At 39.4% G+C, this 15,902-nt stretch carries 9 protein-coding genes and 1 pseudogene; 1 reads left to right on the top strand and 9 read right to left on the bottom strand.

The genetic code is table 11. From position 1 onward, the window contains the following. Positions 1–5 precede the first annotated feature (5 nt). The 4 genes and pseudogenes from R2H34_RS08385 to R2H34_RS08370 all read right to left on the bottom strand — a co-directional run bounded on the left by R2H34_RS08385 (position 6) and on the right by R2H34_RS08370 (position 4,414). Positions 6–548: a molybdenum cofactor biosynthesis protein MoaE gene (locus R2H34_RS08385; RefSeq protein ID WP_282896443.1), complete on the bottom strand. Its 543-nt coding sequence runs from the start codon at positions 546–548 to the stop codon at positions 6–8. 2 nt (positions 549–550) lie between these two features. Continuing rightward, complete coding sequence (locus R2H34_RS08380; RefSeq protein ID WP_004638937.1) at positions 551–802, bottom strand: MoaD/ThiS family protein; 252 nt, start codon at positions 800–802, stop codon at positions 551–553. 21 nt (positions 803–823) lie between these two features. Beyond that, positions 824–1,861: a GTP 3',8-cyclase MoaA gene (moaA, locus tag R2H34_RS08375; RefSeq protein WP_373865843.1), complete on the bottom strand. Its 1,038-nt coding sequence runs from the start codon at positions 1,859–1,861 to the stop codon at positions 824–826. Positions 1,862–2,132: 271 nt separating this feature from the next. Next, a pseudogene (locus tag R2H34_RS08370) lies at positions 2,133–4,414 on the bottom strand (molybdopterin-dependent oxidoreductase). A gap of 404 nt (positions 4,415–4,818) precedes the next feature. Here R2H34_RS08370 and R2H34_RS08365 point away from each other — a divergent pair. Continuing rightward, positions 4,819–6,150 (top strand): D-serine ammonia-lyase, encoded by a 1,332-nt coding sequence (locus R2H34_RS08365; protein ID WP_151730316.1) that lies wholly within the window; start codon positions 4,819–4,821, stop codon positions 6,148–6,150. Between the two features lie 42 nt (positions 6,151–6,192). On the opposite strand, the gene R2H34_RS08360 is transcribed toward R2H34_RS08365, so the two are convergent. The 5 genes from R2H34_RS08360 to R2H34_RS08340 form a co-directional block, all read right to left on the bottom strand. Next, positions 6,193–6,822, bottom strand: coding sequence for a molybdenum cofactor guanylyltransferase (locus R2H34_RS08360; protein WP_087539257.1), 630 nt, complete (start codon positions 6,820–6,822; stop codon positions 6,193–6,195). Continuing rightward, a complete protein-coding gene (locus R2H34_RS08355) occupies positions 6,819–9,599 on the bottom strand; it encodes a nitrate reductase (RefSeq protein ID WP_151730312.1) in 2,781 nt (926 codons plus the stop codon). The genes R2H34_RS08360 and R2H34_RS08355 overlap by 4 nt, the downstream gene beginning before the upstream one ends. Before the next feature lie 316 nt (positions 9,600–9,915). Next, positions 9,916–11,535, bottom strand: a complete 1,620-nt coding sequence (gene nirD, locus R2H34_RS08350; protein WP_004761324.1) for a nitrite reductase small subunit NirD — start codon at positions 11,533–11,535, stop codon at positions 9,916–9,918. 11 nt (positions 11,536–11,546) lie between these two features. After that, on the bottom strand, positions 11,547–14,093 hold the full coding sequence (gene nirB / locus R2H34_RS08345) for a nitrite reductase large subunit NirB (RefSeq protein WP_318342554.1): 2,547 nt from the start codon (positions 14,091–14,093) through the stop codon (positions 11,547–11,549). A 28-nt stretch (positions 14,094–14,121) separates the two neighbouring features. Further along, a complete protein-coding gene (locus R2H34_RS08340) occupies positions 14,122–15,474 on the bottom strand; it encodes an MFS transporter (protein WP_075696440.1) in 1,353 nt (450 codons plus the stop codon). Positions 15,475–15,902: the final 428 nt, after the last annotated feature.

The raw sequence follows: 15,902 nt of genomic DNA, 5'->3' as shown, positions 1-15,902 counted from the left end.
TACATTTAATCGTGTGTATGGTCATGTGCACAATCTTCATGGTGCTGATGCGTTGTTGATTCTGCTTTTGATAAAGGAGAACTCAAGTTCTTTTTCGATTGAAGATTATCAGTAGTATCTTTTCGAATACAACAGCCTTCAACGTAATGGCTTGTTCCATCTGTGAAAAATTCCTCTTTCCAAATTGGAACTTCATGCTTGACGCGTTCAACAGCCTCTTCGCAAGCTTGAAATGCTTCACGGCGATGCGCAGCATACGCAATTGCGATAATTGCGGTATCACCCACATCCAAATAACCAATACGGTGAATCACTCGAACATAAGAAACTTGATATTTATCTTTAATTTCTTGTTCTATCTCACGAATCATCTTTTCTGCGACAGGCGTATAAGAGGTATATTTAAGTGCTTTTACAGATTTTCCTTCATGATGGTTTCGCACAGTTCCTATAAAAACATCAATCCCTCCACATTCAGGAAATGACTGAATAGGATCAAAAATATCTAAACTTAATGCTTGATCTTGGACTCTTGAAAACTCACGCATTTCTAACCTCCAGCAACAGGTGACAAAAGCACCACTGTGCATGATGAATTGAGTACGGTCTGACGTGTCACAATATCTTCACCTATCGCGCAAGCACATTTATCCATCGCCTTTGTAGCATCTGGATAACGATCTACAATATGATTTAAAACATCTAAAATTAAACTTTCTTTAGCAAACTCAAATTGAAGTGGTTTGGGTAGTAATCTTTCTATCTCTCCAAAAGCTTCTATTTTAATTTCTATGGTTTGCATACCCTCTCCATATTTTTCAATCTAACCTCCAAGCATGTGCATACTAATTTTACGTACTTGTTGGTTTTGTATCGCGTGATAACCTTTGGCCTTATGCCAGATATAAGGTTTAATTTTTTGATCTAACATTTGATATGACACTTCAGATAAACCAATATGTTCTTTAATCGTGTTCAACAAATCGTTTTTGATATTCAAACCTTGTTGAGCAAATAAACAATTGAATAGTTCACCTTGTGCAGTTAGACGAATACGATCGCACTCACCACAAAATGAGTGGGTAATCGTCGAAATGATGCCAATTCGATAATCATCATCTAATCGATATTGGCGTGCTGGTTCATGATTTTGTTGAAGTAGCTCAATAGCATAATGCGGTTTTAATCGCGCTAATATTTCTGCTTCGCTCACTACAGCATCTTTTGTCCAATGTTGATCACCGTCTAGCGGCATAAACTCAATAAAACGTAATGGAATATTTTGATCTTTTGCCCATTTCACCATCGGTAGAATTTGATCATCATTGTGATCTTTCATTAAAACACAATTAATTTTAAAAGGGATTTCAGCTTTTTGAGCGGCTTTTATTCCTTCTAGTACAGGATTAAGTTCTTTCTTGGTTAGTGCTTTGAATTGTTTTGCATCAAGACTATCGAGGCTGATATTTAAATCATCCAAACCAGCAGCTTTTAATTGATCAGCGTACTTCGCTAGGTAATGACCATTAGTCGTCATTGAAATACGTTTTAAACCAATTTTTTTTAGTTGTTGCAAATCACGGATGAAATGAACAACTCCTTGTCGCATTAAAGGTTCCCCACCTGTAATACGAATATTCTCAATGCCTTGTTTCACCATATAAGTACAAAAAACCAAAAGGGATTCGAAACTTAATAAATCTTGCTTTTTCATCCATTCAGGATGTTCAGGCATACAATACACACATTTAAAATTACAACGATCCGTCACCGAAATACGTAACTTACGCTTAATACGACCATACTGATCTTGTAAGATCGGTAAATTCGTTTCAGGTATTTCATGCTTCATCATATGCACTCATATTGTGAATTTTCTCATCTTGTTCAGCACAAGTTGTGTGCGTATCTATTTTCCTGAACATATGAGAATTTTACTTAAGCAATTATTATTCCAATTTCTAAAATTCATCAATCATATAGTCTGTGTTTAGTTGAATGAACTTATCATTTTAATACTAGAGCAAAATCTGATGATTTATAGCTGATTATGGTTAAATGAAATTGCACCATTTCAAAACATATATAAATTTAAACGCAATAAAATAGTGCAAATCAACTCAATCTATCAACTATGCCGCAGGCTTCTGTAGTCGTACCGGCACATATTTATGATATGGGGTTTTCGATAGAGGATCGCAATGCTTTAACGAAGTTAATCGATTCAATTCAGGTCCGATCGCCTGACCTCCGTTATAACGTAAACCATAGCCATGCGGCAGCGAAACGCCCCCTTTTCGCATTCCCTCATCGATCTCCACAACCACATCAATCTGCCCATGTTCCGAAATACACTGCAATGAGTGACCAGTCTCTACGCCAAAATGAATTGCATCTTCAGGATTCATTCTCAAGCGACCTTCTGCATCAACCTTACGCCATGCTGGATCACGGTAGATTTGGTTTGCGTTATAGCTACGGCGCTCACCTGCCGATAACACAAATGGAAACTGATCACTTGTACCTTGAGTTTGTTGATTCAGTTGTGCTAACTCAATCAACATTTCAGGGATTGCTAAATGAATCTTTTTATCTTTATAAGCAACCAAATCCCAGACATCATCATAGTTGTGTTTAGAGAGAATTACGCCTGAACGTTTTTGCAATATCGCTTGGAATAAGTTTACGCCTAGTGTTAAACGATTCCCTTTATAACCTGCTTGTTTGACTGCTTTATAGTGTTGAGCCGAATACTGCATACACAAAGGCAATAATAAAGCCGTTGATGCGGCGTCATTTGGTAATGTCTGCCCAAGTGTTCGATAAACAATAGATGCCGAAAATGGGACTAACTTTTTATTTTTCACAAAACTGGCAGCAAGTGCAGCAAAATAACCTAGATATGCTGTTTTAGCGGAATCCTTTTGCGCGATCTTATTCAGTAAAGGAAACTGTTTTGGAATAGCACCCATGGCTTCAAGTAGGCGAGTATAGATTTCCGATTCAGGCAGCGTATTGCCTTGAGCTTTAAAAAGCGGATGAAGTAAATGGAAACCATTTTGTGGGAATTCCAAATTAAAGCCCGTAAATTCCCACTTTTCAAATTGACTATGCGCTGGCAATACATAATGGGCTAATCGCGCTGTTTCTGTCATCGCAACATCAACCACAACTAGCAACTCCAATGACTGGAATGCCTGTTCATAAGCTGCGGTGTCTGGATAGGTGAGCAATGGATTGCAACTATCTACAAAGACTGCACGTACTCGCTTATCACCTGCTTTTAAAATTTCGTCGGGTAAAATATTTGGTGGGAAAAAACCTGATATTGGAAACATCTTATGATGAACCGTACGACGATATTTAGGATTACGCTCATCAGTATTGGTCAAGATCGGAATAAACATAGTATGTAAGTTATTCGTTCCCTGTTTACCAAAATGCCCTACGAGTAAATAAAGTAGTTTTTCCAAATATCCGTTTAAGGTTGTGTTTAAAGTATGCTGAATCCCTAAATCAATACGAACACAACCACGCTTAGCTTTGGCAAAATCACGGACAATTTGATAGATCAATTCAACTGAAACATCTGCCTTCTCAATATATTACTCAATTGGGACGACTGAAAATGCTTGTTTAACTTGCTCAAACCCATGCGTATGCTTTTGAATAAATGCTTGATCATACAAATCTTCACGCAACATGATTGCAATCATTGCAGACATCAAATAGGAATCTGTACCAGGTTTTAATTGCACATGGATATCAGCTTGCTTAGCCGTTTCACTAACACGCGGATCAAATACCACTATTGTTCGGTTTGGATCTTTCTTGATATGTTTTAAAGTATCACGAGCATTTGGAATACCATGTGCTTGAAACGGATTGGTTCCAATAAATAAAACATAATCCGCATTTTCCACATCTTCAGTGGTATGACATGCTTGACTGCCAAACAAACGACCATTCACCCAGAAATCACCAGTTTTCTCTTGAGCAAGTGAGTTATAGGCATAAAAGCTTTTCATTGCATACAATAGTTGACGACCATAAGCCGCTCCTAGATGATTGCCTTGTCCACCACCACCAACCGATGCAAATGCTGTTCCGCCATGTGCATCACGAATTTCAACCAATTGATCTGCGATTTCTTGGATCGCTTGATCCCAAGAAATTTCTTGAAATGAACCATCAGCTTGTCGCTTCAAGGGATGAGTTAAACGATCTGCGTGTTGTTGATAATGCTGTAAACGCGCTGCTTTTTGACAAATGTAACCTTGTAAAACGGATGCTGATCATCACCTTTAATTTTCTTAAATTGGTTGTTTTCAACTTCAACACTTAAACCACAGTTTCTCGAACATAAAATACAAGCAGTCACATCCTGTCTTGCAGCGCTAGTCGACATTGGCATTTTATTCTCCCTATGATTTGCAGTCTCATTCACTAAAGGTCTTTTGATTTTTAAAAGCGAATAAGGTCCAAATTACAAATGATGAAATAAGCAAGACAAGCACTTATCTCGATTATTTTTCTGAATTCTAATTGCCCAAACATGATCTTAAATCCTAATAAATTTTTGGACAATCACTTAAAATCTTATAAGTTCTAAAATAGAACTTATTTAATAAAAGATCAAGTACAATCAATCGAAATAAAGCTAAGACTTGACTTAGCAGAGTTCTGATAAATGAATAAGATTATTGTCATAAAATATAATTTTTATTGATCCAATCCCTTTAATACATGAATATCTAAAAAGAATGGAATTTCTTTAACGATTCCTCACCATAATAGAAAGATCTTATGAATAATCCAATGAACTCGAAACAAATTGAAGCCCTTGTTGCACAACACCCTGTTGTTGTTGATCTCATTCAGCTTAAAGAAACAATTTGGTTGAATCCAAGTTTTACGACCCTTGAAATGGGGCTACCTTTTGTTGGCCTTAATCAAAATGATATTGATGATGCCCGTGATCGTTTAACTCGCTTCGCTCCTTATCTGATGTCTGTATTTCCTGAGACTAAGATAAGCAAAGGAATTATTGAGTCTGAACTGGTTTCTATTCCAAAGATGCAGCAAACGCTTGAAGCTCATTTCAAACAAGATATCACTGGAAAATTATGGCTCAAAAAAGACAGTCATTTACCAATCTCAGGATCGATCAAAGCACGTGGCGGTATTTACGAGGTGCTCTATCAGGCTGAAAAACTTGCCATTCAAGCAGGCTTATTAACAGTTGAAGATGATTATTCAAAATTAGATAGTCCAGAATTTAGAGATTTTTTTAGTCAATACAGTATTGCCGTTGGCTCTACAGGAAATTTGGGACTTTCGATTGGGATCATGAGTGCAAAACTTGGCTTTGATGTCACTGTGCATATGTCAGCAGATGCACGCCAATGGAAAAAAGATAAATTAAGATCACATGGTGTTACCGTTATTGAATACGCACAGGATTATGGTGTTGCAGTTGAAGAAGGTCGTAAAGCAGCATTAAAAAACCCAAATCGCTTTTTTATTGATGACGAAAATTCAAAAACTTTATTCTTAGGATATGCCGTTGCAGGTGAACGCTTAAAAGCACAATTAGAATCTCAAAATATTACGGTTGATCAAGACCATCCTTTATTTGTTTATTTACCATGTGGGGTTGGTGGTGGCCCTGGTGGCGTTGCATTTGGACTAAAAATGGCTTTGGGTGATCACGTACATTGTATTTTTGCAGAGCCAACTCATTCACCATGCATGTTGCTAGGTATAGCAACAGGCTTACAAGATCAAATCTCAGTACAAGACCTAGGCATTGATAACATTACCGCAGCAGATGGTTTAGCTGTAGGACGCGCATCTGGATTTGTGGGTCGAGCGATGGAAAGACTACTCGATGCTTTCTACACACTGGATGATCAAAGCATGTATAAATTATTGGGTCTACTCAATCAATCAGAAGATTTAAAACTGGAACCATCTGCCTTAGCTGGAATGTTAGGTCCAATCTTAATCAGTCAGCACCAAGAATATGCTGCTATGCATCAACTGACTGCACAACAAATGAATAATGCTAATCACATTGTTTGGGCAACTGGTGGTGGTATGGTTCCCACCGAAGAAATGGAAATTTATTTGCAAAAATCCAAAATCTAAACATCCATATCAACATCTAAATAAGAAAGCTTTTTTAACCGATCAGTTTGAAACAAACATCTGTTTAAAAGCTTTCATCTGCTTGTATTGTTGAAGCTCATCCAATGAATTGATGCTATGACAAAACAGGCTTTGCTTTTGAAAGACAACGTGTTGAGCGTGTAGTTGCCTAAAAGTTTCTCTTAAACTTAATTTATTTGCAGCGAGCTGGTGTTCTAATATCGATAAACTCGCTCTTTTTAACAAGCAAAATGGATACAAGGCATCGCCATTGATATTTACATACGCCACGGATGCTTGCGGATTTTTCTCTAAAGCTCTATGCAGCTTTGCAAGCACTTGATTTGGGATATAAGTCACATCACAAGGAATAAATAATGCATATTCTGCTTGTACACGCGACCATGCACTTTTCATTCCCATCAACGGCCCTAAAAACCCTTGTTGATCATCAGAAAAACATTCAACAGTCGGCTCTATACTTTTATAGATCGAGCTATCACGATGACTATTGACCCATATCTGTTGCACTTCCAATTTAAAGTGCTGGCAAATTTTTGACAATTGAATCTGATCATCAAACTGTTGCAATAGTTTGTTCATCCCATTCATTCGTCGTGCCTGTCCTCCCGCCAAGATCACGAGATCTGTAGCGGGAAAATCTGTATTCATGCTTCCGCCTCCAACTGGCAGGTTTTAATCAAACCTCTGATCTCAGGTAAACAAGAACCACAATTACCACCCGCTTTTAGGCAAGCTGTCACTTGTTTTTCATGAGTAATATTCTGCGTTTTAATTGCTTCAATGATCTTATTTTTACCTACTTTAAAGCAGCTACAAACCAATGGTCCATCATTATTTGCGGCTGACATCGGCATACCTGCAAGCAGTGCTTTACGATGTAATGCACTTAAACGCTCACGTTTGAATAAACTCGCAACCCAATCACGGTCAGGCAACATATCCGATGGCGCAATATAAAGACTGGCAATCAAAATCCCATCTTTCAGAACGATGCTATGACTCATTTGCGCTGAAACATCTTCAATACTCAACCATTCATAAGTTTCATCTACAAAAGGCAAGAAACTTTTTAAATTCTTCTGCGTTTGATCAAAGTTGTGACGATCTGCAATTTCAAAACGAACTGCTTTGGCTATTTTAACTTTTGCCCACCATGCACATGTTTGTAATGAGGTTTTGATTTGTTGTTCAAACCCATCTCGAACATACAAAACACCTTGCCATGTCGTATGGAATGGCTGAATTGCAACAGGTGTATGTTTAAACTCAGGTTCGCCTGATATTGCATCTACAACTGGATTAACTACTTTTCCGACACGAGCATCAGAGGCAACTTGCTCAGTCCAATGAATCGGTGCAAAAATTTGACCACGGCGAACACCTTGAGCCAAAGTGACACGCAGAACACAACTGCCCCATTGCGACTTCACTTCAACCAATGCTTTATCACGAATACCAAATTTTAAAGCATCATTCGGGTGAATTTCACAGAAAGGTTCAGCTCGGTGAGTGGTCAGATTTGCTGATAAACCTGTTCGCGTCATAGTGTGCCATTGATCACGAATACGTCCTGTATTCAACACCAATGGATAATCTTCAGAAATTGCATGCACAGGATCAATTGCCACTGTCGGGATCAGTTTTGCTTTTTTGCTTTTATGGCTAAACAAGCCTTGATCAAATAAATGCTCAACCGCAGTACTTTGACCTTTTTCCCAAACGGGCCATTGGATCGGACGTAAATGATCATATTCATCCAAAGACAAATTCATTAGTCCTTTTAGGTTGAAATAACGAAAGTTTTCAACTTGATCACGTTGATCCAAACTTGCATTGTGATACGCAGATAAGGCTGCGTGCTCATTAAAGATGTCACATGCATTGTTAAAATCAAAACCAGAAAAACCTAATTTTTTCGCAACTTCAGCAACGGCCCACCAGTCTGCTTTTGCTTGCTTTGGAGCAGGTAAAAAAGCTCTTTGACGTGAAATACGGCGCTCTGAGTTGGTCACCGTTCCATCTTTTTCACCCCAACCTAACGCAGGAAGCAACACATCCGCATAAGCTGTAGTATCTGTATCAGCACAAATATCTGAAACCACGACAAACTCACATTTGTTCAATGCGCGTTTTACTTGATCCGCATCAGGTAAACTCACCACAGGATTGGTTGCCATAATCCATATGGCTTTAATTTTCCCAGACTCTACAGCTTGGAATAAGTCAACTGCTTTCAGTCCCGCTTGATTGGCAATCACAGGACTGTTCCAAAAGTTTTGTACAAGTGTTTGGTGTGATGGATTATCGATGTCCATATGTGCTGCCAACATATTGGCTAAACCACCCACTTCACGGCCACCCATGGCATTCGGTTGACCTGTCATTGAGAATGGTGCAGCACCTAACTTACCAATTTTCCCTGTCAAAAGATGGCAATTGATAATGCTGTTGGCTTTATTCACCCCTTGAGAAGATTGATTCACACCCATTGAAAATAAGCTCACAACTTTTTCAGTTGATGCAAATTTTTCGAAGAAGAATTTTAGCTTTTCTGCTGAAATTCCCGTACGTTTCACGACTGAGTCAAAATCAGCTTCAGTCTGACTAGATTCTAGTAAAGTGTCTAAACCTTCTGTATGTGTATCGACAAAATGTTGATCAATAAAGTTATTCTTATATAAATACTGTAATAAACCATTGAACAAAGCGACATCTTGTCCTGGTAAAATTGGAAGGTGCAAATCTGCTTGTTCACATGTACTGGTAAAACGGGGATCAACCACAACAACGAATAAATCTGGATTTTTACTTTTAGCCTGCATGATGCGTTGGTAAAGTACAGGATGACACCATGCCGTATTTGAACCCACCAACACCACCATATCGGTAAATTCAAAGTCTTCGTAACTTGCTGGCACGATATCCTCACCAAAAGCACGTTTATGCGCTGCAACTGCCGAAGACATACACAGACGTGAATTGGTGTCGATATTGGCTGTACCTAGATAGCCTTTCACAAACTTATTGACGACGTAATAATCCTCAGTCAATAGCTGCCCTGATACATAAAATGCCACACTGTCACGACCGTGTTGATCGATACACGCTTGGAATTGATCTGCGATTTTTTCTATGGCTGCATCCCATGTCGTTACCTTACGATGGTTCTTACGACCAAACATCGGATGCAAAACGCGAGTCTCTAATCCTAGAGTATCCGCCAAATTACTGCCTTTAATACAAAGGCGTCCAAAATTAGATGGATGTTCAAAATCACCAGCAACCTGAACCGTTGTTCCTTGTGCTTTATGATTTACCGTTACATCAACACCACATCCAACCCCACAATAGGGACACGTTGTTTTTGTAATGATTGTTTCTGCTTGATCGGAGCGACTGTGTTCTAAATTTTGAATACTGTTCATGACTGCCCCTTTTACCTAGTTAATCCGCTGAACTCTACACTTAACTAAAAAATCATTCTGAGTTCTTCCCCAGTTTTAGCTTAGACCACAATTCTAATACTGGAATTTTCTCCTCAAACACTACCGTGACAGGCGGCATGGATGCCGCCTTGTTGGGCTGCGGTAGCAAGGACGTACCGTCAGCTCAACAAAGGATTTTTGTTACTTTTCATCCCTGAAAAGTAAGGCAATGCATTTGCAAAAAACATCTGCTCCTACACAACATATGTGGCAATGCCTTTAACGCTTAACCTAATCTTTACGAAAGGATTAGCTTTCATCCTGCTTTCTTCATTGCAAAATCCTTACCAAATAACAATTTATTTCTAAATGTTGAAATTGGTGTTTGATCTGCAATCAATTCCGCATACCACATGCCATCTTCAGTATCACCGAACAGTACCGCACCGATGACTTTATCTTTCTGAATAATGATACGCTTGTATATTTGTCGTTTTTCATCATTCAGGATAATGTCTTCGTAATCTTCTTTCGGTTCAAAATTTCCAGCCGAGAATACATCAACACCACTAACTTTAAGCTGAGTCGGAACGGTTGGTGATTTGAAAGTTAAACTACCGTGTTCTGCCAAGTGTGTTGCACAGATAAATGCTTGTCCCCACAATGGTTCGACGAGACCAAAAGTCTGATTACGATGCTCAATACATTCACCTACTGCATAAATACTTGGGTCAAATGTTTGCATCGTATCATTGACCAAAATACCACGATTACAACGTAAACCAGCACTTTGAGCCAAAGCAATATTTGGACGAATACCTACAGCAAATACGACAAGGTCGGCATCCAACACTGTGCCATCTTTCAGACGTACTTGGTTAACATGGCCATCTTTACCAATCAATGCTTCAGTATTTGCCTCAGTGATAATATTAATCCCTTTTTCTTCAATACTTTGACGCAACATACGACTCGCACGACCATCAAGCTGACGCTCCATAATGCGATCCATCAAATGAAGAACAGTGACATTCATGCCACGTTGCTTGAGACCGTAAGCTGCTTCTAAGCCAAGCAGACCACCACCAATCACCACAGCATTTTTCTTCGTTTCGCAATATTTAATCATGGTATTGACATCATAAATATCACGGAAGCTGATCACACCTTTCAAATCTACGCCTTGTACAGGTGGGATAAATGGAGATGAACCTGTTGCAATAATCAAACGATCGTAATCGACACTTTCGCCTTTTTGTGTATGCACTACTTTACGAGTACGATCGATTTTAATAGCAGGATCGTCAGCAATAAATTTGATGCCCTTATCGCTGTACCATGCATGTGGATGCAACATAATGTCATCAATGGTTTTCTCACCAGAAAGCACGGGTGAAAGCATGATACGGTTATAGTTACCCCAAGGCTCTTCACCAATCACCGTCACATCATAACGATCAGGTGCCATGTCGAGTAAATCCTCTAGACAGCGCATTCCAGCCAAACCATTACCAATCAAAACGAGCTTCAGTTTTTCTTGAGAAACACCATTATTGGTAATATAAGTTTTTTGCGGAACAGTACCTACCCAAACTCGACCATTTTCGATTTTGGTTGGAAAAACAGAAAGCTTTTGATCTTTATCTTCTAGGCATCGACCTGTTGCTAAACTGAAGTGTTGTTTGTAAATCGGTGAGGCAATAACACGCTCACCTTGCAAATCACCAATAATACCGCGCGCCATTACATTTGCTTGGCTAAACGGATCTTTATTACTTAATGCATAAATACGTTTTTCGTTCCCTACGCGGAATAAAGCAACGGATTGACCCGCAATAAGTGCACCTACACCTGTATTTGGCGTGATGTCATCAAGATGACACACATCAATCCATTGATTTTCTGGAAGCATATTCATGTCTTTTAGATTTGTCATTTTGATTCTCCTTATGCTTCTACCATCGGGATACGATCAACTGAACGTTCAGCTTCATTTAATGGACGGATCTGATCACGCACTTCAGTAAATTGAATATATGGATCAGCTTGCTCTTCAGCGCTTGCGTTAATGTAAGTTTGGAAGCGTTTACGAATCTCAGGATTCTCTACCGCAGTACGCCATTCGTCTTGATAAGTTCCAATGATATGTGCCATGCGATTTTCAAGTTCTTCTGCAAGACCAAGCGAATCATCGACAATTACAGCTTTGAGATAATCTAAACCACCTTCCATGTTGTCACGCCATACACTCGTACGTTGTAAACGATCAGCAGTTTGGATATAGAACATAAAGAAGCGGTCGATATAACGAATCAAAGTTTCAGTATCTAGATCAGAAGCTAAAAGCTCTGCATGGCGTGGTTTCATTCCACCATTACCACACACATATAGATTCCAGCCTTTTTCTGTCGCAATTACACCAACATCTTTACCTTGTGCTTCAGCACACTCACGCGTACAACCCGAGACTGCCATTTTTAGTTTGTGCGGTGAGCGTAAGCCTTTGTAGCGGTTTTCTAATTCAATCGCTAAACCAACAGAATCATCTACGCCATAACGGCACCACGTGCTACCTACACATGATTTCACTGTACGTAATGATTTACCGTAAGCATGACCTGACTCGAAGCCTGCTGCATTCAACTCTTCCCAAATAAATGGTAGCTCGTGCAGCTGCGCACCAAATAAGTCAACACGTTGACCACCTGTAATTTTGGTATACAGGTTATATTTTTTAGCAATTTGACCTACAGCAATCAAACCATCTGGCGTGACTTCACCACCTGCCATTCGTGGTACAACTGAGTATGAACCATCCTTTTGGATATTTCCTAAGTAGTAGTCATTACTGTCTTGTAGACCTGCATGCGTTGGTTCCAATACAAAGTCATTCCAGCACGATGCCAAAATGTTTGCTGTCATTGGTTTACAGATATCACAACCTAAACCATGACCATGTTGTTGAATCAAATCATCAAACGTTTTGATTTCATTTACACGGACTAAGTGATAAATCTCTTGGCGTGAGTATGGGAAGTGCTCACAAACATGGTTATTAACCGTTACACCTTGACGTTGTAACTCAGACTTTAAAACTTGAGTAACTAATGGCGCACAACCACCACATGCTGTTGCTGCTTTAGTACATTTCTTTAAAGCACCTAAAGAGGTCGAACCATCACAAATCGCTTGGCAAATATCTGCTTTCGACACGTTGTTACATGAACAAATCGTTGCACTGTCAGGCAGTAAATCCACACCGCTACCGCCCGCTTTCGCACCAGAATCAGCAAATCCTGGCATGATTAAGCTTTCAGGTGTTTTTGGCAATGCGATACCATTCAACATCATTTGTAAAAGATCGTTATATTCTTTTGCATCACCAACCAGTACTGCACCCAGTAATTTGGTTTTATCTGCATCTACGACGATTTTCTTATAAACCAATGCATCTTCATCAGCATAGAAATAGCTAAGCGAATTCGGTGTCATGCCATGAGCATCACCAACCGATGCCACATCTACACCCATCAATTTCAACTTAGTGCTCATATCAGCACCAGCGAAACAATGTGTTTCTTCAGCTAAGATATGCTTGGCTGCAATACGCGCCATGTCATAGCCCGGCGCAACGAGACCATAGATTTTATTGTCCCAAAGCGCACATTCACCAATTGCGTAAATATTTTCATCAGAGGTTTGGCAGTAATCATTAATCTTGATACCCCCACGCTCACCTAATGCCAACCCGCTGCTGCGTGCAAGTTCATCACGTGGGCGAATACCTGCAGAGAATAGAATAATGTCTGTTTCAAGCTCGCTACCATCCGCAAACTTCATCACATGCGTTGCGCTTTCTCCCGCTTCAATAGATGACGTTGCTTTTTGAGTATGAACTTTTACACCCAGATTCTCGATTTTACGGCGTAAAACTTTACCACCTAAGTCATCAATTTGAACCGCCATTAAGCGTGGTGCAAATTCAACAACGTGCGTTTCTAGGTTTAAATCACGTAAAGCTTTTGCAGCCTCTAAACCTAATAAACCGCCACCAATCACCACACCCGACTTTGAATTTAAGCTTGCAGCGCGGATCGCATCTAAATCTTCAATGGTTCGATAAACAAAACAGTTCTCACGGTCATTGCCTGAAATTGGTGGAACAAATGCATATGATCCTGTTGCCAATACCAATTTGTCGTAGCGAATCACATCACCAAAACTTGTTGTCACTGTTTTTTCGACAGCATCGATTGCAATGGCTTTGGTATTCAAGCGTAAGTCAATACCATGTGCATCTGCAAAATCAAAACGTGCAAGTGATAAGTCTTTTGCTGATTTTCCTGAAAAATATTCAGTTAAATGTACACGATCATATGCAATGCGTGGTTCTTCAGCAAGAATCGTAATTTCTAATTCATCATCAGCTTTCTCTAAGATGGCTTCGATGAATTTATGACCCACCATACCGTGACCAATCATCACTAATTTCATTGTGTTTCTCCTAAAATCTAATCTGAGATTAAGCTGCGCTGTTTTGTTCTGAGCCACGTTCTAAAATTGCTTGTTCAAATAAACGTTGTTCTTTTTCTTTATGCTCTACCGAAAATCGGATAAGCATGACCGAACTCGCAGCAATGACCACTAAGCCACCTAGAACCATTAAACAAGTTTGAATATCCAACATACCTTTCAGTAAGAAACCTGCCGCCACTGCACCAACGTTTCCACCTGCACCGATGATGCCTGCAACACCACCTAGCGCTTCACGATCAATAAATGGAACAAGCGCATAAGTCGCACCACATGCCATGTGTGTGAATAATGCAAATACCGTCATTACGAGAATAGCGAGTACAGGTCCATTCATTTGCGAGAACAACATTAAGAAAAGCCCTTCGCCAAGGATCAATCCAAACAATACTTTAGTACGACCATCCAAGCCTTTTTTGAGTGCAACTTTGTCTGAAAGAATCCCACCCAATGCACGGGCAAATAATGCGAGCAAACCAAAGATACCTGCTGCTAAACCAGCTTCTTTTAATCCGAAACTAAAGTGTTCGACGTAGTACATCGCAATGATGTTATGGATAAAGATTTCGATACCGAAACAAGCTGCATATGAGAAAAAGAGAATCCATACGCGATAGTTACGAGCAGCATGCATTAAGATTGCTAGACCACCTTTTTTATCGCTGCCAACAACCACACCTTGAGCACGTAACTCTTTGAAATCACCTTGAGGACAATCTTGAGTAAACTTCCAGTAAAGGAAACCTACGATCACCATCATGAAACCTGGGACGATTAGTGCGAGTCTCCAACCAAATGCTTGCTCAACACCAAACATCACCAATGCAGATAGTAATAACGGCATGAGTGCTTGTGTTGCCCCACCACCAGCATTACCCCAACCAGCTGAGGCTGCGTTTGCAGTTCCCACGACATTTGGAGCAAACATGATGCTAGTGTGGTATTGCGTAATCACAAAACTCGCACCAATTGCACCAATTAATAAGCGAAAGAACAGAAATGATTCATAACTATTTGCAGAAGCGACACCAAAAACGGGGATACTGCCGATAATCAACAAAGCGGTATATGTTTTACGTGGTCCGTACTTGTCACATAAAGGACCAACGATCAAACGGACTAAGATGGTGATTGCGACTGCTGCGATATTGATATTTGCGATTTGATCTTTAGTCAGATGAAATTCACCTGCAATGACTGGCATTAAAGGTGCACATGCAAACCAAGCAAAGAAACAAACGAAGAAAGCAAGCCAACTCATGTGGAATGCCCGCATCGCTGGTGCAGAAAAGTTAAATAACTTTATTGATGTGGCTTTTTTTGCCGATAAATCTAAAGACATTGCCATCTCCCATACTGAACGTATATTGCTTTGTTGACACAGCACTCTGTGTGAACAAACCGATCAGATCGGACATCGTTGGCCGTCTTACAATTTTTTGGAAAGTCGTCTTTGACTCAATAAATATTTAGCAAATGCTATGCCAACTTTAATAAAGCAAAGCAAGAAATTATATTAATTATTGTTTTTTAATGATTTTTATAAATAAAAATAGCTTAAGCACTACATTTTACCCCTATACAAAATAGGGCTTTATGAGGATGACCCGTTTTAAAGCACAATTCTTTCTGCTTCAAAAGAACTCTTTTTACGCACCAAAACAATACATTTTATGGTTTTAAAACATAGTTCTAAATTTTCTTTGGTTCTGAAATCAATGAACGATACAATAAAGCGCATAATTTAGATGCTAAAGGAGCGATTGCACC

The organism is Acinetobacter sp. 16 (genome assembly GCF_033439925.1).
GTDB classification, from domain to species: domain Bacteria; phylum Pseudomonadota; class Gammaproteobacteria; order Pseudomonadales; family Moraxellaceae; genus Acinetobacter; species Acinetobacter junii.
Note: the sequence above shows the minus strand (reverse complement) of the source record. Positions and strands in the feature narration are given on the sequence as shown.